Source organism: Klebsiella pneumoniae subsp. pneumoniae HS11286, assembly GCF_000240185.1.
GTDB lineage: Bacteria > Pseudomonadota > Gammaproteobacteria > Enterobacterales > Enterobacteriaceae > Klebsiella > Klebsiella pneumoniae.
This window is the reverse complement of sequence record NC_016846.1, coordinates 1-17920: the sequence shown is the minus strand read 5'-3', so window position 1 is coordinate 17920 and position 17920 is coordinate 1. Positions and strand designations below refer to the sequence as shown.

31 protein-coding genes are annotated in these 17920 nt (G+C 56.8%); 13 read left to right on the top strand and 18 right to left on the bottom strand.

Annotated features, from left to right (window positions below; translation table 11 throughout):
- Positions 1-6: 6 nt before the first annotated feature.
- The 5 genes from KPHS_p200310 to KPHS_p200270 form a co-directional block, all read right to left on the bottom strand.
- Positions 7-1275 (bottom strand): integrase core subunit, encoded by a 1269-nt coding sequence (locus KPHS_p200310; RefSeq protein YP_005229647.1) that lies wholly within the window; start codon positions 1273-1275, stop codon positions 7-9.
- 74 nt (positions 1276-1349) lie between these two features.
- Entirely contained in the window at positions 1350-2018 is a 669-nt protein-coding gene (locus KPHS_p200300; RefSeq protein ID YP_005229646.1) for a hypothetical protein, read from the bottom strand.
- 35 nt (positions 2019-2053) lie between these two features.
- Positions 2054-2290, bottom strand: a complete 237-nt coding sequence (locus KPHS_p200290) for a putative mercury resistance protein (RefSeq protein YP_005229645.1) — start codon at positions 2288-2290, stop codon at positions 2054-2056.
- Complete coding sequence (locus KPHS_p200280; protein ID YP_005229644.1) at positions 2287-2649, bottom strand: HTH-type transcriptional regulator merD; 363 nt, start codon at positions 2647-2649, stop codon at positions 2287-2289. The genes KPHS_p200290 and KPHS_p200280 overlap by 4 nt, the downstream gene beginning before the upstream one ends.
- A 17-nt stretch (positions 2650-2666) precedes the next feature.
- Positions 2667-4034, bottom strand: coding sequence for a mercuric ion reductase (locus tag KPHS_p200270; RefSeq protein YP_005229643.1), 1368 nt, complete (start codon positions 4032-4034; stop codon positions 2667-2669).
- Between the two features lie 19 nt (positions 4035-4053).
- On the opposite strand from KPHS_p200270, the gene KPHS_p200260 reads away from it, so the two are divergent.
- Positions 4054-4179: a hypothetical protein gene (locus KPHS_p200260; protein YP_005229642.1), complete on the top strand. Its 126-nt coding sequence runs from the start codon at positions 4054-4056 to the stop codon at positions 4177-4179.
- Positions 4180-4412: 233 nt separating this feature from the next.
- Here KPHS_p200260 and KPHS_p200250 read toward each other — a convergent pair whose 3' ends face one another.
- From KPHS_p200250 to KPHS_p200230, 3 genes are read right to left on the bottom strand one after another with little or no spacing between them, the layout of a single operon-like run.
- Complete coding sequence (locus KPHS_p200250; protein YP_005229641.1) at positions 4413-4874, bottom strand: putative mercury transport protein MerC; 462 nt, start codon at positions 4872-4874, stop codon at positions 4413-4415.
- A complete protein-coding gene (locus KPHS_p200240; protein YP_005229640.1) occupies positions 4871-5146 on the bottom strand; it encodes a hypothetical protein in 276 nt (91 codons plus the stop codon). The genes KPHS_p200250 and KPHS_p200240 overlap by 4 nt, the downstream gene beginning before the upstream one ends.
- Positions 5147-5159: 13 nt before the next feature.
- On the bottom strand, positions 5160-5510 hold the full coding sequence (locus tag KPHS_p200230; protein ID YP_005229639.1) for a putative mercuric transport protein: 351 nt from the start codon (positions 5508-5510) through the stop codon (positions 5160-5162).
- Positions 5511-5581: 71 nt separating this feature from the next.
- Between KPHS_p200230 and KPHS_p200220 the strand changes: the two genes are divergently transcribed.
- Both KPHS_p200220 and KPHS_p200210 read left to right on the top strand, forming a co-directional pair.
- Positions 5582-6016 carry a putative transcriptional regulator MerR gene (locus KPHS_p200220; protein ID YP_005229638.1) on the top strand — a complete coding sequence of 145 codons (435 nt, stop codon included), beginning with the start codon at positions 5582-5584 and terminating at the stop codon, positions 6014-6016.
- A 78-nt stretch (positions 6017-6094) separates the two neighbouring features.
- Positions 6095-7099 (top strand): transposase InsD1 for insertion sequence IS4321R, encoded by a 1005-nt coding sequence (locus KPHS_p200210; protein YP_005229637.1) that lies wholly within the window; start codon positions 6095-6097, stop codon positions 7097-7099.
- Positions 7100-7297: 198 nt separating this feature from the next.
- On the opposite strand, the gene KPHS_p200200 is transcribed toward KPHS_p200210, so the two are convergent.
- From KPHS_p200200 to KPHS_p200120, 8 genes are all read right to left on the bottom strand, one after another.
- Positions 7298-7678: an IS903D transposase gene (locus KPHS_p200200; protein ID YP_005229636.1), complete on the bottom strand. Its 381-nt coding sequence runs from the start codon at positions 7676-7678 to the stop codon at positions 7298-7300.
- Between the two features lies 1 nt (position 7679).
- Positions 7680-8057: a putative transposase gene (locus KPHS_p200190; protein YP_005229635.1), complete on the bottom strand. Its 378-nt coding sequence runs from the start codon at positions 8055-8057 to the stop codon at positions 7680-7682.
- A 44-nt stretch (positions 8058-8101) separates the two neighbouring features.
- Positions 8102-8329, bottom strand: a complete 228-nt coding sequence (locus tag KPHS_p200180) for a putative transposase (protein ID YP_005229634.1) — start codon at positions 8327-8329, stop codon at positions 8102-8104.
- 109 nt (positions 8330-8438) lie between these two features.
- Positions 8439-8561, bottom strand: coding sequence for a hypothetical protein (locus KPHS_p200170; protein YP_005229633.1), 123 nt, complete (start codon positions 8559-8561; stop codon positions 8439-8441).
- Positions 8562-8632: 71 nt separating this feature from the next.
- Positions 8633-9655 (bottom strand): hypothetical protein, encoded by a 1023-nt coding sequence (locus tag KPHS_p200160; protein YP_005229632.1) that lies wholly within the window; start codon positions 9653-9655, stop codon positions 8633-8635.
- Positions 9640-11202: a hypothetical protein gene (locus KPHS_p200150; RefSeq protein ID YP_005229631.1), complete on the bottom strand. Its 1563-nt coding sequence runs from the start codon at positions 11200-11202 to the stop codon at positions 9640-9642. The genes KPHS_p200160 and KPHS_p200150 overlap by 16 nt, the downstream gene beginning before the upstream one ends.
- Before the next feature lie 73 nt (positions 11203-11275).
- Positions 11276-11692: a putative DNA binding protein gene (locus KPHS_p200130; protein YP_005229630.1), complete on the bottom strand. Its 417-nt coding sequence runs from the start codon at positions 11690-11692 to the stop codon at positions 11276-11278.
- Positions 11689-11919: a virulence-associated protein gene (locus tag KPHS_p200120; RefSeq protein YP_005229629.1), complete on the bottom strand. Its 231-nt coding sequence runs from the start codon at positions 11917-11919 to the stop codon at positions 11689-11691. The genes KPHS_p200130 and KPHS_p200120 overlap by 4 nt, the downstream gene beginning before the upstream one ends.
- On the opposite strand from KPHS_p200120, the gene KPHS_p200140 reads away from it, so the two are divergent.
- From KPHS_p200140 to KPHS_p200040, 9 genes are read left to right on the top strand one after another with little or no spacing between them, the layout of a single operon-like run.
- Positions 11876-12337, top strand: a complete 462-nt coding sequence (locus tag KPHS_p200140) for a hypothetical protein (protein YP_005229628.1) — start codon at positions 11876-11878, stop codon at positions 12335-12337. The two genes, KPHS_p200120 and KPHS_p200140, sit on opposite strands and share 44 nt — an antisense overlap.
- A gap of 15 nt (positions 12338-12352) precedes the next feature.
- Complete coding sequence (locus KPHS_p200110) at positions 12353-12472, top strand: hypothetical protein (RefSeq protein YP_005229627.1); 120 nt, start codon at positions 12353-12355, stop codon at positions 12470-12472.
- A gap of 25 nt (positions 12473-12497) precedes the next feature.
- Positions 12498-13442: a hypothetical protein gene (locus KPHS_p200100; RefSeq protein ID YP_005229626.1), complete on the top strand. Its 945-nt coding sequence runs from the start codon at positions 12498-12500 to the stop codon at positions 13440-13442.
- Between the two features lie 36 nt (positions 13443-13478).
- Positions 13479-13871 (top strand): hypothetical protein, encoded by a 393-nt coding sequence (locus KPHS_p200090; protein YP_005229625.1) that lies wholly within the window; start codon positions 13479-13481, stop codon positions 13869-13871.
- Positions 13872-13928: 57 nt separating this feature from the next.
- Positions 13929-14450 (top strand): hypothetical protein, encoded by a 522-nt coding sequence (locus tag KPHS_p200080; RefSeq protein YP_005229624.1) that lies wholly within the window; start codon positions 13929-13931, stop codon positions 14448-14450.
- Between the two features lie 45 nt (positions 14451-14495).
- A complete protein-coding gene (locus KPHS_p200070; RefSeq protein YP_005229623.1) occupies positions 14496-14699 on the top strand; it encodes a hypothetical protein in 204 nt (67 codons plus the stop codon).
- Positions 14700-14728: 29 nt separating this feature from the next.
- On the top strand, positions 14729-15733 hold the full coding sequence (locus KPHS_p200060; protein ID YP_005229622.1) for a hypothetical protein: 1005 nt from the start codon (positions 14729-14731) through the stop codon (positions 15731-15733).
- Positions 15734-15776: 43 nt separating this feature from the next.
- Positions 15777-15908, top strand: a complete 132-nt coding sequence (locus tag KPHS_p200050; protein ID YP_005229621.1) for a hypothetical protein — start codon at positions 15777-15779, stop codon at positions 15906-15908.
- 8 nt (positions 15909-15916) lie between these two features.
- Positions 15917-16696 (top strand): plasmid F resolvase-like protein, encoded by a 780-nt coding sequence (locus tag KPHS_p200040; RefSeq protein YP_005229620.1) that lies wholly within the window; start codon positions 15917-15919, stop codon positions 16694-16696.
- A gap of 45 nt (positions 16697-16741) precedes the next feature.
- On the opposite strand, the gene KPHS_p200030 is transcribed toward KPHS_p200040, so the two are convergent.
- Complete coding sequence (locus KPHS_p200030) at positions 16742-16999, bottom strand: hypothetical protein (RefSeq protein YP_005229619.1); 258 nt, start codon at positions 16997-16999, stop codon at positions 16742-16744.
- Between the two features lie 128 nt (positions 17000-17127).
- The gene (locus tag KPHS_p200020; RefSeq protein ID YP_005229618.1) at positions 17128-17241 is read right to left on the bottom strand and encodes a hypothetical protein; all 114 of its coding nucleotides are present in this window, start codon (positions 17239-17241) and stop codon (positions 17128-17130) included.
- A gap of 302 nt (positions 17242-17543) precedes the next feature.
- Here KPHS_p200020 and KPHS_p200010 point away from each other — a divergent pair, with 302 nt between their 5' ends.
- A complete protein-coding gene (locus tag KPHS_p200010) occupies positions 17544-17912 on the top strand; it encodes a hypothetical protein (protein ID YP_005229617.1) in 369 nt (122 codons plus the stop codon).
- Positions 17913-17920: the final 8 nt, after the last annotated feature.

The window sequence follows — 17920 nt, the reverse complement described above, 5'->3', positions numbered from 1 at the left end:
CACCGACTATTTGCAACAGTGCCCATCGGCGTAGTAGTGGATGTGGTCGATGACAAAGCCGGTGCGGGTCAGCGTGCGCCGGAGGATCGGCAGAAAATCGACCAGGAACGAAGTAGCGCGTGTGACGACGGCCGGTACGCCGACACGCGCCACGGCCTCGGCCCAGCGCGCGGCCGGCGGTTGGAGCAGGCCGTTGTGCACCGAACCGTGGTAGGTGCCGACCGCCAATGTGAGCCAGCGCTCTAGCTCGCGCAGCGTCAGGGCGGCCTTGTTTTCGGAATCGTAGTCGCCGCGCTGGTCAGGGTTGGAGAAGGTCGTTCCCGGCAGTTCGTCGTGAATCATCTGCATCGCCGTGCCGATGATCCGTTCCACGATGCCGCCATAGTGCGGCTGTCCCAGCGGGCGATAGTCCAGCCGGATGCCATGCTGCTCGCAACCCCGGCGCAGGGCCTCGCTCTTGAACTCGGCCGCGTTGTCTAGGTAGAGCAGCAAGGGCTTGCCGCTCATCTGCCAATCCATTTCCACGTTCAGTCCTTCCAGCCAAGGGCGCTTGTCGCAGGCGACATGCACGAGGCACAGGCCAACCGAAACGGCAGACGGCGCTTCCAGCGTGACGACCATGCCGAGCACGCAGCGGGTGAACACGTCGATGGCGAGGGTCAGGTACGGGCGGCCAATAGGTTGCCGGTCGCGGTCATCGACCACGATCAGGTCGATGACCGTATGGTCTATCTGCACCTGCTCCAGCGGCGCGGTCACGGCAGGAGGCTCGCCGCCCACACCTTGTAGGTCACGAGCGGCATCCTGGCCTTCCCGCCGGCGGATGACCTTGCGCGGGTCAAGGCTAGCGATCCGTAAGGCCACGGTATTGCGCGCCGGCACTCGCAGTTTTTGAGCCTTGCACACCTGAGTGACTTCGCGGTGAAAGGCCGCTAGGCTGCGCTTCTGCTTGGTCAGGAACCGCTTTTGCAGTAGCTCGTGGATGACGCGCTCGACCGGTTCCGGCAAGCGCCCCTTACCTTTACCTCCACCGGACTGGCCGGGCACCAGATCCGTCACGAGGCCGCTGCCTTGCCGGGCACGCCGGATCAGAACGTATACCTGGCGCCGAGACAAGCCCAGCGCCTGAGCCGCCATATCGGCCGCTTCGTGCCCGACCGTCTCCGACTGCGCCAACGGACTGATGATCTCCGCACGACGGCGCGCACGCTCCCAAGCCTCATCAGGCAGAGTGGCCACGCCTTGTTCTGGAATCCGTGGGGTGTCCGTCGCCATGCTCACCTCGCTTTGGTGCACACGAGTATTGAGCATAGTCGAGATTGGTGCAGATCACTTCTGATATTGAACTGTCAGGAGCTGGCTGCACAACAGCCATTACGCCCAATCAACTGGTGCAGTCGTCTTCTGAAAATGACATCCATGCCCAGCCCGTGCGCGAGCTGGATCACCGCCCGCACGATAGTTTGGTCACGGGCATCATCCGGGAGCCTGGCGACAAAGGATTGGTCGATTTTCAATGTGGTGATGGGGCAGCATTTCAGATGTTGCAGGCAGGAATAGCCGGTGCCGAAGTCGTCGGCGGCGAAGCGCACGCCGATGGCGCGCAAGGCGTCGAAACTGGCGAACAGGGCTGGATTGCCGAATGCGACCGATTCGGTCAGTTCGATCTCCAGAAGCTCGGCGGGCAGGGCCATATCGGCCAGCACCCGCTTTACCTCGTCGTCGAACGTTGGCCCAACCTGGCTGGCGGACACATTGATGGCAAGACGGAACGGTTGCCATGCCGGTCCTTGCCACTTGTGCATCTGGCGACAGGCCTCGCCCAGCACCCACGCGCCTATTTCCGGCATCAGGCCGAACGACTCGGCCAGCGGCAGGAACTGGCCGGGCGGCAACAGGCCAAGCCTCGGATGCCGCCAGCGCATCAACGCTTCCGCGCCAGCGATCCGGTGATCGCGCAGATCGACCAGCGGCTGGTAATGCAGGTCAAGCTGTCCGCGCGCCGCCGCCTGCGCCAACTCGGCCGCCGTCCATCCGGCGGGCTGCGAACTCGTCATGATCCGCCCCGGAAGGCGCGCAGCAGCCGCGTTACGGCCAGAACGAACAAGCCGGTCAGCGCGAGCGCGGCAACACCCCAATGCTCGCCAAGGAAGGCACCGGCGGTCGTCCCGGCCAGCACGGCGGCGAGAATCGGCAGATGGCAGGGGCAGGTCAACACGGCCAGCGCACCCCACAGGTAGCCGGAAACGGGTTGGCGCGTCTCGGGCGGCAGTTTGTCAGGGGCGTTCACGGCAATGCCTCCTCGTGCGCCCGCTCGGCTGGCATGGAGGCCAGTTGCGCGTCCAGATGGGCCAACGCCGCGCGCCGCCGCTCGACCAACTGGCGCAGCACGGCAAGCTGCGCTGCGGCTTGTGCGCCGTCCGCTGCGTCGAGCGCACGGCACAGCCGCGCCAGGGCATCCAGGCCGATACCCGCCTCGAAGGCCGCGCGCACGAAGCACAGCCGTTGCAAGGCCGCATCGTCGAACACGCCGTAGCCGCCCGTGGTGCAGGCCACCGGCCGTAACAAGCCGCGCACCAGGTAGTCGCGCACGATATGTACGCTCACCCCAGCGTTATGGGCCAGTTGCGATACCGTGTAGGCGCTCATCGCACACCTCCTTGTCCTCACCCGGCGCAGCAGGAAAGCTGCTTCACATCCTTGTTGAAGGTCTGCGCCGCGAGCTTCAACCCTTCGACCATCGTCAGGTAGGGGAACAACTGGTCGGCCAGTTCCTGCACCGTCATCCGGTTGCGAATCGCCAGTGCGGCCGTCTGGATCAGTTCGCCCGCTTCCGGGGCCACTGCCTGCACGCCGATCAGTCGTCCGCTGCCTTCTTCAACCACCAGTTTGATGAAGCCGCGCGTGTCGAAGTTGGCGAGCGCGCGCGGCACGTTGTCCAGCGTTAGCGTGCGACTATCAGTTTTGATGCCGTCATGGTGCGCTTCCGCCTCGCTGTAGCCTACGGTCGCCACTTGCGGGTCGGTGAACACCACGGCCGGCATCGCGGTCAGGTTCAGGGCCGCGTCACCGCCGGTCATGTTGATCGCGGCGCGAGTGCCGGCCGCTGCCGCCACATAGACGAACTGCGGCTGGTCGGTGCAGTCGCCTGCGGCGTAGATGTGTTCCACGCTTGTACGCATGCCGGGGTCGATGACGATAGCGCCTTGCGGGGTGAGCGTGACGCCCGTCGCATCCAGTGCCAGCTTGCGTGTGTTGGGCGCGCGGCCGGTGGCGACCAGCAGCTTGTCGGCGCGCAGTTCGCCGTGCGCCGTGGTGAGCACGAATTCGCCGTCCCCTTCACCATTGATATACGCGACCTGGCTGGCCTGGGTGTGTTCCCTCACCTCGATGCCCTCCATGCGGAATGCGGCCGTGACGGCTTCGCCTATAGCTGGGTCTTCGCGGAAGAACAGCGTGCTGCGAGCCAGGATCGTCACCTTCGCTCCGAGTCGGGCGAACGCCTGCGCCAGCTCCAGCGCCACCACTGATGAGCCAATCACGGCCAGGCGCTTAGGAATCGTCTCGCTGACCAGCGCTTCAGTGGAAGTCCAGTACGGAGTGTCTTTCAGGCCGGGAATCGGCGGCACGGCCGGGCTCGCGCCGGTGGCGATCAGGCAGCGGTCGAATGCCACCACGCGCTCGCCGCCGTCGTTGAGTTGCACGATCAGGTTGCGATTGTCCTTAAAGCGGGCGGAGCCGTGCAGCACAGTGATCGCCGGATTGCCCTCCAAGATGCCTTCGTACTTGGCGTGGCGCAGTTCATCGACGCGGGCCTGCTGCTGGGCCAGCAGCGCCGTGCGCTGGATGGTCGGCGTGGTAGCGGCGATGCCGCCATCGAACGGGCTTTCCCGGCGCAGATGGGCGATATGGGCGGCGCGGATCATGATCTTGGACGGCACACAACCGACATTGACGCAGGTGCCGCCGATGGTGCCGCGCTCGATCAGCGTGACACGTGCGCCTTGCTCGACGGCCTTCAGCGCCGCTGCCATCGCGGCCCCGCCGCTGCCGATGACGGCGATATGCAATGCGCCGCTGCTACCCGTCTTGTCGTTTCTGCCCAGCAGATCGCGCATCTTGTCGAGCAATCCGCCCGGCGTCGAAACTGAGGGGGCATCGGCCAGCGTGGCCCGATAACCGAGTCCAGCTACAGCGGCCGTCAGCGCGTCGGGTGACGTGCCGACCTCAATGGCGAGCTTGGCGCTGCCCTTGGCGTAGGAGACATCCGCTGATTGCACGCCGGGCACTTTCTCCAGGGCGTCCTTGACATGCACTGCGCACGAGTCGCAAGTCATGCCGGTGATTTTGAGAGTGCTCATACCATCGTTCCTTATTCGTGTGGGCCGCCGTGTCGCACGGTCAGCCGTCTTTCACAAGCGCTTGGCGGGGAGTTCGCAGCCGTCCGGTCCGCAACGGCGATGCGCCGGCGACACGAAGTCCCAGATCGACACCCCAATCATCAAGGCCAGGCCGACGTACATCAGGTTCGCCGTCCACCAGTTGCCGAGCAGCCAGACCGTGGCCGCAAACACGATGGCCGGGCCGATCATGCCGAGCAGACTGCGCAGCCATTGCCGATGACTGAACCAACCCAGCGCGTTCGCCAGGAAGGCCAGCGCGGCAAACAGCGGCAGCAGGCGGCTGATGAACAGTCCCTCGTACTGGCTCAAGAAGCCCAGCCCGATGGCCGCGCCGAAGCTGGCGAGGGCTGGAAAGCAGGCGGCGCAGCCCATCGCGGAAACGACGCTGCCGAGCGCGCCGGTTTTATCGGCAATGCGTGTCATCAGTCCCATGAAGCGGCTCTCGCTGTTGTCGTTGGCTTGCTGGCTCACTGCTTGACGCTGGACGGATAGCCGGCGTCTGCGGTGGCCTTGGTCAGCTTCTGTACGCTGGCCTTGGTGTCGTCAAAAGTGACGACGGCCTCGCGCTTCTCGAAGCCCACATCGACCTTGCTCACGCCTTCGACCTTGGAGAGCGCTTTCTTGACTGTGATCGGGCAGGCGGCGCAAGTCATGCCGGGAACCGCTAGCGTGACGGTCTGGGTAGCGGCCCACACCGGGGCAACAGCGGCGGCGAGGGCAAGGGAGGCAAACAGTTTCTTCATGATGAACTCCTGGTTAATAGAAAAATGGAACGACATAGGGAAATCCAAGCGCGACCAGGACCAGCACGGCCACGATCCAGAAAATCAGCTTGTAGGTGGCGCGCACCTGCGGAATCGCGCAGACCTCACCTGGCTTGCATGCCTGCACGGGCCGGTAAATCCGCTTCCAGGCGAAGAACAGCGCCACTAGCGCCGCGCCGATGAACAACGGTCGATAGGGTTCCAGCACCGTCAGGTTGCCGATCCAAGCACCGGAGAAGCCCAGGGCGACCAGTACTAGCGGCCCCAGGCAGCAGGTCGATGCAAGAATGGCGGCCAGCCCGCCGGCGAAGAGCGCACCGCGCCCGTTTTGTGGTTCAGACATACGTTGGCCCTTTTGAATTTGGATTGGATAGCGTAACCTTACTTCCGTACTCATGTACGGAGTCAAGCGATATGGAAAATAATTTGGAAAACCTGACCATTGGCGTTTTTGCCAAGGCGGCCGGGGTCAACGTGGAGACAATCCGCTTCTATCAGCGCAAGGGCCTGTTGCGGGAACCGGACAAGCCTTACGGCAGCATCCGCCGCTATGGGGAGGCGGACGTGGTTCGGGTGAAATTCGTGAAATCGGCACAGCGGCTGGGGTTCAGTCTGGACGAGATTGCCGAGCTGTTGCGGCTCGACGATGGCACCCACTGCGAGGAGGCCAGCAGCCTGGCCGAACACAAGCTCAAGGACGTGCGCGAGAAGATGGCCGACTTGGCGCGCATGGAAACCGTGCTGTCTGAACTCGTGTGCGCCTGCCATGCACGAAAGGGGAATGTTTCCTGCCCGTTGATCGCGTCACTACAGGGCGAAGCAGGCCTGGCAAGGTCAGCTATGCCTTAGCGTGCTTTATTTAATGAGATGGTCACTCCCTCCTTCCCAGTACTATGCTGAGGACAGGCTTTCATTCGGAGAACCATCATGGAAAACATTGCGCTTATTGGTATCGATCTGGGTAAGAACTCTTTCCATATTCATTGTCAGGATCATCGTGGGAAGGCCGTTTACCGTAAAAAATTCACCCGACCAAAGCTAATCGAATTTCTGGCGACATGCCCGGCAACAACCATCGCGATGGAAGCCTGTGGCGGTTCTCACTTTATGGCACGCAAGCTGGAAGAGTTAGGGCATTTTCCAAAGCTGATATCACCGCAATTTGTCCGCCCATTCGTTAAAAGCAACAAAAATGACTTCGTTGATGCTGAAGCTATCTGTGAAGCAGCATCACGTCCATCTATGCGTTTCGTGCAGCCCAGAACCGAATCTCAGCAGGCAATGCGAGCTCTGCATCGTGTCCGTGAATCCCTGGTTCAGGATAAGGTGAAAACAACTAATCAGATGCATGCTTTTCTGCTGGAATTTGGTATCAGCGTTCCGCGAGGTGCTGCCGTTATTAGTCGACTGAGTACCCTTCTTGAGGACAGTAGTTTGCCTCTTTATCTCAGCCAGTTACTGCTGAAATTACAACAGCATTATCACTATCTTGTTGAGCAGATTAAAGATCTGGAATCTCAGTTGAAACGAAAGTTGGACGAAGATGAGGTTGGACAGCGCTTGCTGAGTATTCCCTGCGTTGGAACGCTGACTGCCAGTACTATTTCAACTGAGATTGGCGACGGGAAGCAGTACGCCAGCAGCCGTGACTTTGCGGCGGCAACAGGGCTGGTACCCCGACAGTACAGCACGGGAGGTCGGACGACATTGTTAGGGATTAGCAAGCGGGGCAACAAAAAGATCCGAACTTTGTTGGTTCAGTGTGCCAGGGTATTCATACAAAAACTGGAACACCAGTCTGGCAAGTTGGCCGACTGGGTCAGGGAGTTGTTGTGTCGGAAAAGCAACTTTGTCGTCACCTGTGCTCTGGCAAACAAGCTGGCCAGAATAGCCTGGGCACTGACGGCGCGACAGCAAACTTACGAAGCATAAAGGCAGAAATACACCAGTTTAAACAATCATTCATCTGGTTTTGCGAATACTGATATTGATGATACTAACGGCCCACCGGCCTGTTGAGGAACCTGTAAAACGGAAAGGCTCATTGAAGCCGTATATTTTCTGGAGGTTCATCAGGCGCGGAACTCATCGAGGCGCGGGAATAAAATCCCATTCAGACGCCGGATAGATTCAAGCAAGCCAACTTGTCGTCAAAATCGGTGTTGCAAAAACGGGAGTGACCATAGATTCCGTTTTCTGAGGTGCCCCCATAAAGCCCTGCGCAGCGCGCAGGGTCAGCCTGAATACGCGTTTAATGACCAGCACAGTCGTGATGGCAAGGTCAGAATAGCGCTGAGGTCTGCCTCGTGAAGAAGGTGTTGCTGACTCATACCAGGCCTGAATAGCTTCATCATCCAGCCAGAAAGTTATGGAGCCACGGTTGATGAGGGCTTTATTGTAGGTGGGCCAGTTGGTGATTTTGAACTTTTGCTTTGCCACGGAACGGTCTGCGTTGTCGGGAAGATACGTGATCTGATCCTTCAACTCAGCAAAAGTTGGTAATGACTCCAATTTACTGATAGTGTTTTATGTTCAGATAGTGCCCGATGACTTTGTCATGCAGCTCCACCGATTTTGAGAACGACAGGGACTTCCTGCCCAGCCTTGCCAGATGCTGTCTCAGATTCAGGTTGTGTCGCTCAATTCGCTGCGTGTAACGCTTACTGATGACGTGCAGTTTTCCCTTCAGACGTGACTCATACATCGGCCAGCCGTCCGTCATCCATACCACCACGTCAAAAACTGACAGCAGGCTCAGAAGACGCTCCAGTGTGGCCATAGTGCGTTCACCGAAAACGTGGGCTACCACCGCCCTGCGTATCCTGTCATACGCGTAAAACAGCCAGCGCTGACGTGATTTTGCACCGACGTAGCCCCATTGCTCGTCCATCTCCGCACAGACAATGACATCACTGCCCGGCTGTATCCGGGAGGTTACTGACTGCGGCCTGAGTTTTTTAAATGGCGCAAAATGGTGTTGAGGCCCACGCCCATTAGTCGTGCGGTGGCACGGCAACCGACGCCGTTCATAGCCATATCAATGATTTTCTGGTGTGTACCGGGCTGAGAAGCGGCATAAGTGAAGGTGAGCTGCCATGTTTTACGGCAGTGAGAGCAGAGATAACGTTGATGCCCGGCAGTACTTTTGCCATTACGCATCACGCCTTCAGTAGCGGAACAGGAGGGACAGCAGACGGAGACTGAAGCCACGGGAGCACCTCAAAAACACCATTATACACTAAATCAGCAAGTTGGTAGCATCACCATGTTTTCATACTGGCGTGTATGCCACATTATTAGCATTTTGCGAATAAAAATAACTGGCATAATTGTATTTAATGATAATGTTACATATTGTTAGCCAGGTTCCGGAAAGCGAGAACCGGAACCGCACCTGTCCAGCCGGTATTCCCGTCGATGACCCTCGCTTTTTACTGATTTGTGCCCGACTGAGAAGTCGGTAACTCAGTTTCGGAATCGGCGCAGATGAGTTTCGGGAACAAAATAAATGTTGCCGCGCGCCCGTGAGCATGCCACGTACAGCCTGTTACGGGACGACGGTGGAAGGGTTGCCAGTTCCTGACGGGTCAGAAGCTTCCAGTGGGAGGATCCCATCACAATGCAGACATCCTGAAAGTGATCGAGCCCTTTACTGGCGCCCCAGTTCATGGAATAGCAGCCGTAACGGTGATGTTCACGATAGAAGAGCTTAATCACCGTATTATCGGCGTGCAGGGTGGCTGAGCGCTCTGTATCTGCGATCGTTTCAATCAGGGAGGCATGTATCCCATGGGCAGCGATACGGATGTTCAGTTGCCCGGTGATAAACTCGCACACTGAAGCTGAGCAACGCCATGTCCGGTTGAGCGTGTCCCGGTCAACCGCGAAACCTGCTGCGTCGAAGCGGGCCTCATATCGCGTGATGTCGTCGTGCAGCGTTGAATTAACGTTGCCGTCATGGCTTGTATCAAAGGTATGCTGATAAAAATCGCCGCAACAGAGCACAGTGATTTCCGCGCGGCAGAGCTCCAGCAGAAAATTAAAGTCATGTCCGGCAAAGTCCTGGACTTCATCGACAAGCAGTTCATCATAGTAACGGGCAAGCCGGATACGGATATCCGGCAGCAACCCCCGGGCTGTCAGTAAATGTGCGAGCCTCCGGTGATACAGCCGTCCGGCGGGATCCTGATAATGCCGGGCATTCGTGCGCGGTATTCTGGGTGGGGGCTGGTCGAAGCTCAGGCCACGCGATGCCAGCTGCTCCTGCAGGAAAGGCCGGAAGCAAAAACCGTGCAGAAACTCAAACCAGGTCATCACCCTGATCCCTTCCGGGATAAAGCCAAAACGTCTGATAATCTGTGCCCGCAGATGCGCTTCATTATTCACGGTGAAGGTCAGGAGCAGCGTCCTCCTGTCCTCACTCAACCGTCGTATCAGCAGCGTGGTCTTGCCCGAGCCGGCAACCGCAAATATCACTCTCTTATCCATGCCAGTGCCTCCTGAATATAATCAGGTACGGTCAGCTCTCCGGCGTGCAGCTGTAACAGCCGGAATGCTGCTTCTGCCTTATTGGCCAGCATGTATTCCTGCACCGTGAGTGTCCGGCGGGGTCCGCGGAAAAGCGTATCACACAGATCAGCGTTATCCTGATACAGGCTGATTTCAAATGTGGATCGGGTGTTATCGCGATCAGCAAATACCCGGGAGCGGGAACAAATCACGTCAGCATAGCGTTCATCGCAGTTTTGCTGATAGTTGCCGTCATTATCACGAAGGGCCGCGACGCGATTTTCCAGAAGACGGGCCAGTTCAAGATAACGACGGAAACTCGTTCCGCCGATAGCGATGATGTGAACTCCGTCTTCCTCCGGTGCCCTGCCATACAGGCGGCGATAAAAGGCCTCGATCAGAATAAACTCAGCATCCCCCTCCACGAGCAGCACACGTCTGGCCAGCGCAAATTCCAGTACGTTATTATCCGGTGCTTTCATGAAGAAGGCGGCAGTCTCAGCGGAAAGTTCATTCATCAGTACCGGCCGGGCAGACCCGAGGAGGATTGCCTTACGCAGATCGAGGCGGGAGGAGATATGGCTGCTGTGTGTGGCAATAAACACCTGCGTCTGCCGTTCAGTGGCAAGCTGATTAACCAGCCTCTTCATACTGACATGGCTGAGATGATTTTCCGGCTCCTCAAGCAACAGTACGTGGAGCTCTCCCTGCTGCTGATGCCGCTGCAGCGCAAACTCCGTTTTGATGAAGCACTGCCTTCCTTTTCCACGGTGACGAATGGAAATACCGTCCTCGGTAATGTCCAGATTCGCCTCAAGCCCTGATTTAGCACCGGAACGCACGCCAAACTGATACGTTTCCAGCGTGTCGTTTATGGCTGACAGATGCCGGGTGCAGAAGTGCATTTTCTGTTGCCGGTAACTGTTTTCAAGCCGGTACCGATCGGCCACCGGCACATTGACGCTGTAAACTGTGCGCGTATATTCCTGTGCGGCGTGCTCGTTATCGATGCGTGCACTGTCTAAGAGCAGATGGCGCAGATAGCGTCTGAAGCTGGCGAAATGACCACCGGAGAAGGTGCTGAACCGCACGGAATAGTATTCATAGGGAAAATTATCGGGATCCTGCTGTAGTACATTGTGAATATCCTGGCCGTATTCCTCCGTCATTGGTGCAATACGCATTCTGAGACCATCCGCATTGATACCCGCCAGATTTTGCCTGCCGTTCAGGTCAGGATCTCCCCCATTACTCAGGAAAACGTCAGCTGTCAGCACGGGTAACTGATCGGCGCGGCGCTCACCTTCCTGAAACTGCCTTACTGCTGACTGGGACAGGAGCGATTCCACACCCAATGCCTCGACCCGGTGCCGGCTGTCACTCAGCACAAGGTCAAGGGCCAGCAGAATCGTGCTTTTCCCGGACTCATTGTCCCCGACCAGAATGTTACGGTCATGAGTGAAGCGCAGGTCCAGTTCCGGAAACTTTTTAAAGTTTTGCAGCATAAGCCGCGTGATCAGAGGCATCTTTTATTCCTTTATATACCGCTGACTGAAAGAGTGTCCGGCTGCGCCAGACCGCCTGTTTTGTTTTACAGCGTTATCTTACCCAGTCTTCCAGCACAAGACCCGGTACCCGCTCAAATTCCCGCGTATTATTCGTCACCAGCACGGCACCGGCGGCGATGGCGTGCCCGGCAATGGCCGTGTCGTTCGGGCCGATCGGCGTCCCGGCCATTCGCAGCGCCACCTTAATCTCCGTGGTGGCGTCCACCGCAGCGCGATCCCAGGGCAGGATGGCATCGAGGCGGGCGCAGAACGCGTCGACCAGCTCGACGTGGCGCGGGGAGGCCTTCGGGCCGGTGGCCCCGAAGCGCATTTCAGAATAAGTGATGGCCGAGACAACGATGCGCTGGCCGCGCAGCACCGCCTGCTCCAGGCGCTTCAGGACGGCTTCCGGCTGCTCGCGCATGATGAACGAGCAGATACAGGTGTCGAGCATATAGGTCTTGTTCACAGGTTAAATCGTCCTTCGTCGCTGACAACGTCCTCGCGCTCCGCCATAAAGTCCGGGTCTGCCTTCTCGAACTGCGCGAACGAGCCCCAGGTCGGCCGGACGGGACGCAAAATAATGCTGTCCCCTTCCCGGACGATCTCCAGCTCGCTCACTCCCTCAAAATCCAGATCGCGGGGCAGACGAATGGCGCGGTTATTGCCGTTTTTAAAAATGGATACAGTTCTCATCATTTCCTCCTGGCCGACCGGCCTGTATGACTATGTTCAGTATATGCAGATGCAAAGCATATGTATAGTCATAGCATATGCAGATGGTAAGTATATGCGTATGCCACACCTATGCAGATGCCCGGCATATGGATATGTTGAACCTATGTTGTATTCTCTCTTTTCCCGGTCAGATCCGAAAAAAGCTAGTTCCGGATCTGCCGGAACGGCTCCGGCGCGCAGCGGCCCGGCAACACAAGATGTAGCGGTGTTCCCAGCTGAGGATGACGCTATATGTTGTGTCCCTCCCCTCCCCCGTGACCGGCCGCTCACCACCGGAAAACGCCGCTTTGCTTATTCCCTGACCGTGGTACACTTCCGGAAAGTTGTTATACGCAAAAAAATCGGATCTGCCGGAAACGGCCATCCGGTAATTTAGCTGCGTGACTGTTTCATGCCTTATCACGTGCTGATTTCTTCCTTTGTGTACAAAATGAATCATAACGTATACATTTATTGTTATAGCGGTAAATCAGGCTTCATGTTTACTTCAAAGACCATTTACCAGTCCTGAATACGTTTTGCATAAGGAAGGAGTCATGGCGAAGATCCAGGCCAGAAATGTTGACGATGCGCTGTTTGCACGCATTGAGCAGTCAGCGATGAAAAATGAACGTTCACTCGAAGGGGAGATCCGCCTGGCGCTGGCCAGACAGTATCCTGCCGGGACCACCTCTCCGGAAATCCTCTCCAGCCGGCAACAGTGGCAGAAGGAATGTGGCGGGCGTCTGCGCGCCCTGTTTGACCGTCTGTCCGCTGACGGCTTTTTCCCGGGGGCCGGGCAACCCGGGCCGACGCGGATCGCCGACCAGGTACGGATAGCTCACCGGTTACATGTTTCCCCGGGACTGCTCCTGGACTGTATCGATGGCGCCGGTGAGTTAACCCGTGAGCTGGCTGAACGGATTGAAAGCCGGTTCGGCGCCAGTGCAGACTGGCTGACCACCGGTGACGGGAAGATGTTCCCGCTGGTGATCCTGGGGACGTATTTTGGTGTCAGCTGGGAGGAGTTTTTCTTCCCGGATGATGATGAAAGGTATGTCTTTGAGTTCATCCGCATCGCCGGTGGGCGCCATGATGGCACCCTGATGATCCTGCGCCAGCATGAGCAGAACGGCCGTATCACTGCCGGCGTGGTAACAGAGGCGTTTTTCCTTGGTGCCGGTATGGGGCCGGGGGGGTATGTAAACCTGAAAGAATTTTTGTTGTTCCTCAGACAACACGGCGGGAATCTGGTCATGAATGCGTATGTGTTCTCCCCCCCGGAGCCGGATTTTGATTTCTGGTCAGTCATGGGTCAGCACCATCCGGTCTGGTTCCGTGACGCCAGACGTCGCTCCCCTTCCCGCTGGCTGCAGCAGGTACTCAGTGGTGAAGATCCGGGCGAATGGTTTGCCGGGGGATGGTCATCAATACTGAAAGAAGTGGCCGAAGCTACCCCTCCGGATAACGCTACTGAACATACAGAAAAAAATGATGAATGATTCGGTGCATCACGGCAACGTATAACAGGAAACCAGATGAACAGAACATATGACGAACCAGAGACCGAAACGGACGTGATGGCCGCCGCCTTCCGCACCATACGCAGGTACGGCATGACTATCATCACCGCCACGCAGCATATGGATGTTAATGGTTACGTGAAAACTGACCCGCGGATGCCCAGAACGCGGCTGCGCCGCTACCTGGGGCAGTATGGCCTGCGCGGTGAGGCGCTGAACAGGGAGGTCAGACGTATCGTTGCAGGGCCTGAGCGACGCGACAGTAAGCTGAAGGACGGGATTTACTATACCTGGCCTTATGGCTGGGAGCCCTGTGATTTTACGCCGATGATGCGCCGTATTTTTCGCGGGAAGCGGACCCGCCATGTGATGATGTCAGATGAAATGCCAGCGCTGTTTCTCAACTAAAGTACTAACGAACAGGCCCAGTCTGTGTATAAGCATACTCCCCAAATCAGGTTCGGGATGATAGCGCCCGGACAACATGGCAAGAATCTGCGGGACATTCCTGAGCAGTGTTTTGATTACGGGTTTGATCGGGAAGATCGCTGGCCGGGGCTGGTTCTGGCCTCTACGGTAACTGTGCCGAACGGTAACACCGATGGCTGGCGACTGGCGACGCAGAGTTGTGGTGGATTCAGCTGTAACGAATTTCAGGCCGCGGTTCTGCCCCTGCCAGTTCGCCCGGAGATGCTACGGTTTCTTGAAACCGTCGCGGAGGAGGAATTTTCGCCGGCGCCTCTGGATTACTTCAATATGATGGATGCCGCCGATGCCGCAGCAGTTAAAAAAGGGTTCCTGTCATGTCTTCACCGCGCGGGGCTTTCCTGCAGTGAGCATAATCTGTCACTCCTGACACAGGCGCTTTATCCGGTGGATGCCACAGCGGAAAACATGAAGATCCTGGCCGGGAATTGTACTGAACTGGCCGCAATGAAGGTTCCCGGGGGACTGACGATATTTATCGTGGGTCAGAACTGTGATTAATTTGAACACAAATGAGCCATTCCTGGAGACGGAGGATAACAGTCAATGATGCCGGCATTACCAGGTCCGGGCGTTTCGTTTTCCGCTGCGCAGCTGCCGATGATGACGACCCTGAGCGCCAGTGACGGCTGTCACCTGTATTTTGAGCAGGGCACACTGGTGTGGATCGAGGTTTACTCGCAGGGCGACAAGCGCTGGCCGTTTTATGGCAGACCAGAACTGACGGGAATTACCCATTCATCCACGTAACAGTTACGCAACGGGACAAAGAGACCGGTATGGAAGCGAAAACTAAAACCTTCATAAAAACGTCTGTTGATGATAACGGCATGTGGCTGCTGACCGTCCCGGCGGGGAGCGCGGGCAACGAAACGGTGGTTGTGGTCGTCAGACGGGTGGAGGAATGTCGTTACGGGTCTGAGGACTCGCCAGGGGCATATCTGTGGATCACCTGTAGCCTGACGCTGTACGGTGACGGACAAAGTACACCGCAGACCATTGTCGCGAAGTTCGAGCACGGCCGTGTGGAACTGTTCAGTGTTGAATTTATGCTGAATGAATTTTTACCCCGTGGTCGGGGAGTGGGCAGCTGGATCATGCAGCAGATGGTGCTCTGGACCCGCTCCCTGCCGCCGGAAACGCTGGTCAGACAAATCCACATTTCGTCCGTGGATGCGAAAAACATTCACAATCTGATCCGCCGGAGCAGACTGTGGCGTGGGCTGGGTTTCCGGTTCCCGCCGGGGGAAACCAGCTCAATGCCGCTGCGGGCAGACGAACTGCAGTTGCCACGGGGCAGGTGTTCAACGCTCCGGGTGGAGCCCCTGGTATCCGCGGTACGCCGGCTGGAAGACTGTTATCGCGGGCTGCAGGAAAAAATCGTGCAGCTCGAAGGCAAAAAACGGTCGCAAAAACAGTTAATTACTTCACTTAGGAATCGTCCATTTTATCATCTGTTGCACAGGAAAGGGGGCCAGCTCCCGGACGAGAAATGTGACGCCCTGCCACTGCGGGCAGAAAAACTGTCTCTGCCGCAGAGCGGGGATTCTGACCTGGAGGTGGCGCAACGGGCAACCGGGGTTATCCGGCTGGCAACCCTGTGTAGTCAGTCGCAGGAAAAAATCGTTGAGCTCGAAAGGGATCTTGCCTCGCAAAGTGAATACCTCCTTGACCTGCAGACAAAGCTCCTTTCTATCCTGTGGGGGAAAGTCGCTAACCTGACCTTATTCTGGGGGGGCGTGGTGATTTTTCTGTACTTTATCAAGTGGATGTTGGTGGCATGAATGTTCCCGTTCCATAGCCACCCACTGAAGAGGACTGAAACCAGTGCCCGAAAATATCGTGTCTGTAATCACTGACGGGGTAGTTTTGTTTGCGACTTCGTCTGTTTTCTGGCTGGCTAGTCATCCTGACTCCGGTAATATTACGAAGAAAATTCTCGGCAAAGAAAAAAGTTAACAGAAATTATGAATAACCTGGTTCCAGTTGGATCTCCGCAATCTCCCGGAACATTGCTCCCGGTGGCCATCGATTACCCTGCCGCCCTCGCCCTGCGCCAGATGGCGCTCGTGCAGGATGAACTGCCGAAATACCTGCTGGCGCCGGAAGTGAGCGCCCTGCTCCATTACGTGCCGGATCTTCACCGCAAGATGCTGCTGGCGACGCTGTGGAACACCGGCGCGCGCATTAATGAAGCGCTCGCGCTGACCCGGGGGGATTTTTCGCTGGCGCCGCCGTATCCGTTCGTGCAGCTGGCCACGCTCAAGCAGCGCACCGAGAAAGCCGCCAGAACGGCCGGCCGAGTTCCCGCCGGTAGCCAGGCTCATCGCCTGGTTCCGCTTTCCGATCACCACTACGTCAGCCAGCTGCAGATGATGGTGGCCACCCTGAAAATTCCGCTGGAAAGACGAAACAAGCGCACCGGCAGAATGGAGAAGGCGCGTATCTGGGAGATCACAGACCGTACCGTGCGCACCTGGCTTAGCGAAGCGGTGGAGGCCGCAGCGGCCGACGGGGTGACGTTCTCAGTACCGGTAACCCCCCATACGTTCCGTCATTCCTACGCGATGCATATGCTGTATGCCGGCATACCACTGAAGGTTTTGCAGAGCCTGATGGGCCACAAATCGATTAGCTCGACGGAAGTCTATACGAAGGTGTTCGCACTTGATGTTGCTGCTCGGCATCGAGTTCAGTTTCAGATGCCCGAAGCGGATGCGGTAGCCATGCTGAAAGGGAATATTTAAGTACTTAGGAGAATGATGCTGGCGAACGTCCTGCTCGCCGGTGAGTTATCTGGACCAGCTGACGGGAATATCTGCTCTGTATTCCTCATACTGCTCATAGATTGCATGCTGAAGCATCGTAATACGTTCTGACAACCTGTTGGCGTCCGACATATGCCGCCATTCCCCCTCAATAGTGGTTTTCTGTCCATCCGGGAGATTGAGCGTGATCAATACCTTTGTATCACGAAAAATCACCCCGTCAGTGAAAGAATTAAGACCACTTCTTACGGTATTATCTATATGTATAGTTTCAAGTTTCATCTTGTTACCTCCTGTTGACCGGATCCCAAGCATAGATATCTGAATTCAAATTGCCTAGTGAAATGTCTGGATATGCCGCATTTTTCCCCTTATACAGCGAAGCTGGCCAAAGGCCAGCCCGCATGGATTTATCGCTTTTGCCAGTAGATCAGCATGGCAAGGAACAGGATTGTTGCCCCCTGAGAAGCGGGAGAAGCGGTCAGGAAAGTTTCCAGCAATGACATTATCGTAAAACTCCGCATTATTAATTTCAGGTGTGTGATTCAGGGGCCTTAGTCCCCCTTTTACAGGACGTAGTGTTCTGTCACGACGGGAGCCAGGGTTAATAAAAACGATTCGAATATGTCTGCAGGGACGATAGAAATCTTCGTGGGGGTTGTCTCGCTGTAGCGGGCTCTGGAGAGCGACTCGGGGGAGGAGTAGTATCTTCCGGCCACGGATATGATCGAGCCAGCAGTGCTCGCCGCAGTCGAGCGACAGGGCGAAGCCCCGAGTGAGCGAGGAAGCACCAGGGAACAGAACTTATAAATTCTGCTTACGCTAAATGCCTGAAAAATCACCTCCCCCTCGTGGTTATCCACTTATCCACGGGCATATTTTTATAAAGTACTTTTTTATTGTTTTTCTATATTTTACATCTTTTAGGGAGCCTGAAAGCCGCGTACAGTGCGGCCTGAGAGGGGGCCTGTATGGGCAACTGGTAAACATAATATGGGAAATTAATCACGTATCAGTGGGTTTTGTGTCAACAAGCTATGGGATACGCATCAACAAGCTATGGGAAAGAGGTCAAGTTCAGTTCTCAATTATCCACTTGTGGATAAAGTGCAGATTTTTCCGGTGGATAAGTATCGCGATAGCTTGCAATTTCTGTTTTCACTGTCATTATGGGTGGGTAAAAATTTACCCATAGGCATTGAA

Excerpts from the sequence above, each read along its gene's own strand:
- KPHS_p200310 (YP_005229647.1), bottom strand. The coding sequence starts at position 1,275 with ATGGCGACGGACACCCCACGGATTCCAGAACAAGGCGTGGCCACTCTG.
- KPHS_p200280 (YP_005229644.1), bottom strand. The coding sequence starts at position 2,649 with ATGAGCGCCTACACGGTATCGCAACTGGCCCATAACGCTGGGGTGAGC.
- KPHS_p200270 (YP_005229643.1), bottom strand. The coding sequence starts at position 4,034 with ATGGCAGCGGCGCTGAAGGCCGTCGAGCAAGGCGCACGTGTCACGCTG.
- KPHS_p200260 (YP_005229642.1), top strand. The coding sequence starts at position 4,054 with ATGACGGCGATATGCAATGCGCCGCTGCTACCCGTCTTGTCGTTTCTG.
- KPHS_p200240 (YP_005229640.1), bottom strand. The coding sequence starts at position 5,146 with ATGAAGAAACTGTTTGCCTCCCTTGCCCTCGCCGCCGCTGTTGCCCCG.
- KPHS_p200230 (YP_005229639.1), bottom strand. The coding sequence starts at position 5,510 with ATGTCTGAACCACAAAACGGGCGCGGTGCGCTCTTCGCCGGCGGGCTG.
- KPHS_p200220 (YP_005229638.1), top strand. The coding sequence starts at position 5,582 with ATGGAAAATAATTTGGAAAACCTGACCATTGGCGTTTTTGCCAAGGCG.
- KPHS_p200210 (YP_005229637.1), top strand. The coding sequence starts at position 6,095 with ATGGAAAACATTGCGCTTATTGGTATCGATCTGGGTAAGAACTCTTTC.
- KPHS_p200190 (YP_005229635.1), bottom strand. The coding sequence starts at position 8,057 with ATGGACGAGCAATGGGGCTACGTCGGTGCAAAATCACGTCAGCGCTGG.
- KPHS_p200160 (YP_005229632.1), bottom strand. The coding sequence starts at position 9,655 with ATGGATAAGAGAGTGATATTTGCGGTTGCCGGCTCGGGCAAGACCACG.
- KPHS_p200150 (YP_005229631.1), bottom strand. The coding sequence starts at position 11,202 with ATGCCTCTGATCACGCGGCTTATGCTGCAAAACTTTAAAAAGTTTCCG.
- KPHS_p200140 (YP_005229628.1), top strand. The coding sequence starts at position 11,876 with ATGGCGCGGTTATTGCCGTTTTTAAAAATGGATACAGTTCTCATCATT.
- KPHS_p200120 (YP_005229629.1), bottom strand. The coding sequence starts at position 11,919 with ATGAGAACTGTATCCATTTTTAAAAACGGCAATAACCGCGCCATTCGT.
- KPHS_p200110 (YP_005229627.1), top strand. The coding sequence starts at position 12,353 with ATGCCTTATCACGTGCTGATTTCTTCCTTTGTGTACAAAATGAATCAT.
- KPHS_p200100 (YP_005229626.1), top strand. The coding sequence starts at position 12,498 with ATGGCGAAGATCCAGGCCAGAAATGTTGACGATGCGCTGTTTGCACGC.
- KPHS_p200090 (YP_005229625.1), top strand. The coding sequence starts at position 13,479 with ATGAACAGAACATATGACGAACCAGAGACCGAAACGGACGTGATGGCC.
- KPHS_p200080 (YP_005229624.1), top strand. The coding sequence starts at position 13,929 with ATGATAGCGCCCGGACAACATGGCAAGAATCTGCGGGACATTCCTGAG.
- KPHS_p200070 (YP_005229623.1), top strand. The coding sequence starts at position 14,496 with ATGATGCCGGCATTACCAGGTCCGGGCGTTTCGTTTTCCGCTGCGCAG.
- KPHS_p200060 (YP_005229622.1), top strand. The coding sequence starts at position 14,729 with ATGGAAGCGAAAACTAAAACCTTCATAAAAACGTCTGTTGATGATAAC.
- KPHS_p200040 (YP_005229620.1), top strand. The coding sequence starts at position 15,917 with ATGAATAACCTGGTTCCAGTTGGATCTCCGCAATCTCCCGGAACATTG.
- KPHS_p200030 (YP_005229619.1), bottom strand. The coding sequence starts at position 16,999 with ATGAAACTTGAAACTATACATATAGATAATACCGTAAGAAGTGGTCTT.
- KPHS_p200020 (YP_005229618.1), bottom strand. The coding sequence starts at position 17,241 with ATGCGGAGTTTTACGATAATGTCATTGCTGGAAACTTTCCTGACCGCT.
- KPHS_p200010 (YP_005229617.1), top strand. The coding sequence starts at position 17,544 with ATGCCTGAAAAATCACCTCCCCCTCGTGGTTATCCACTTATCCACGGG.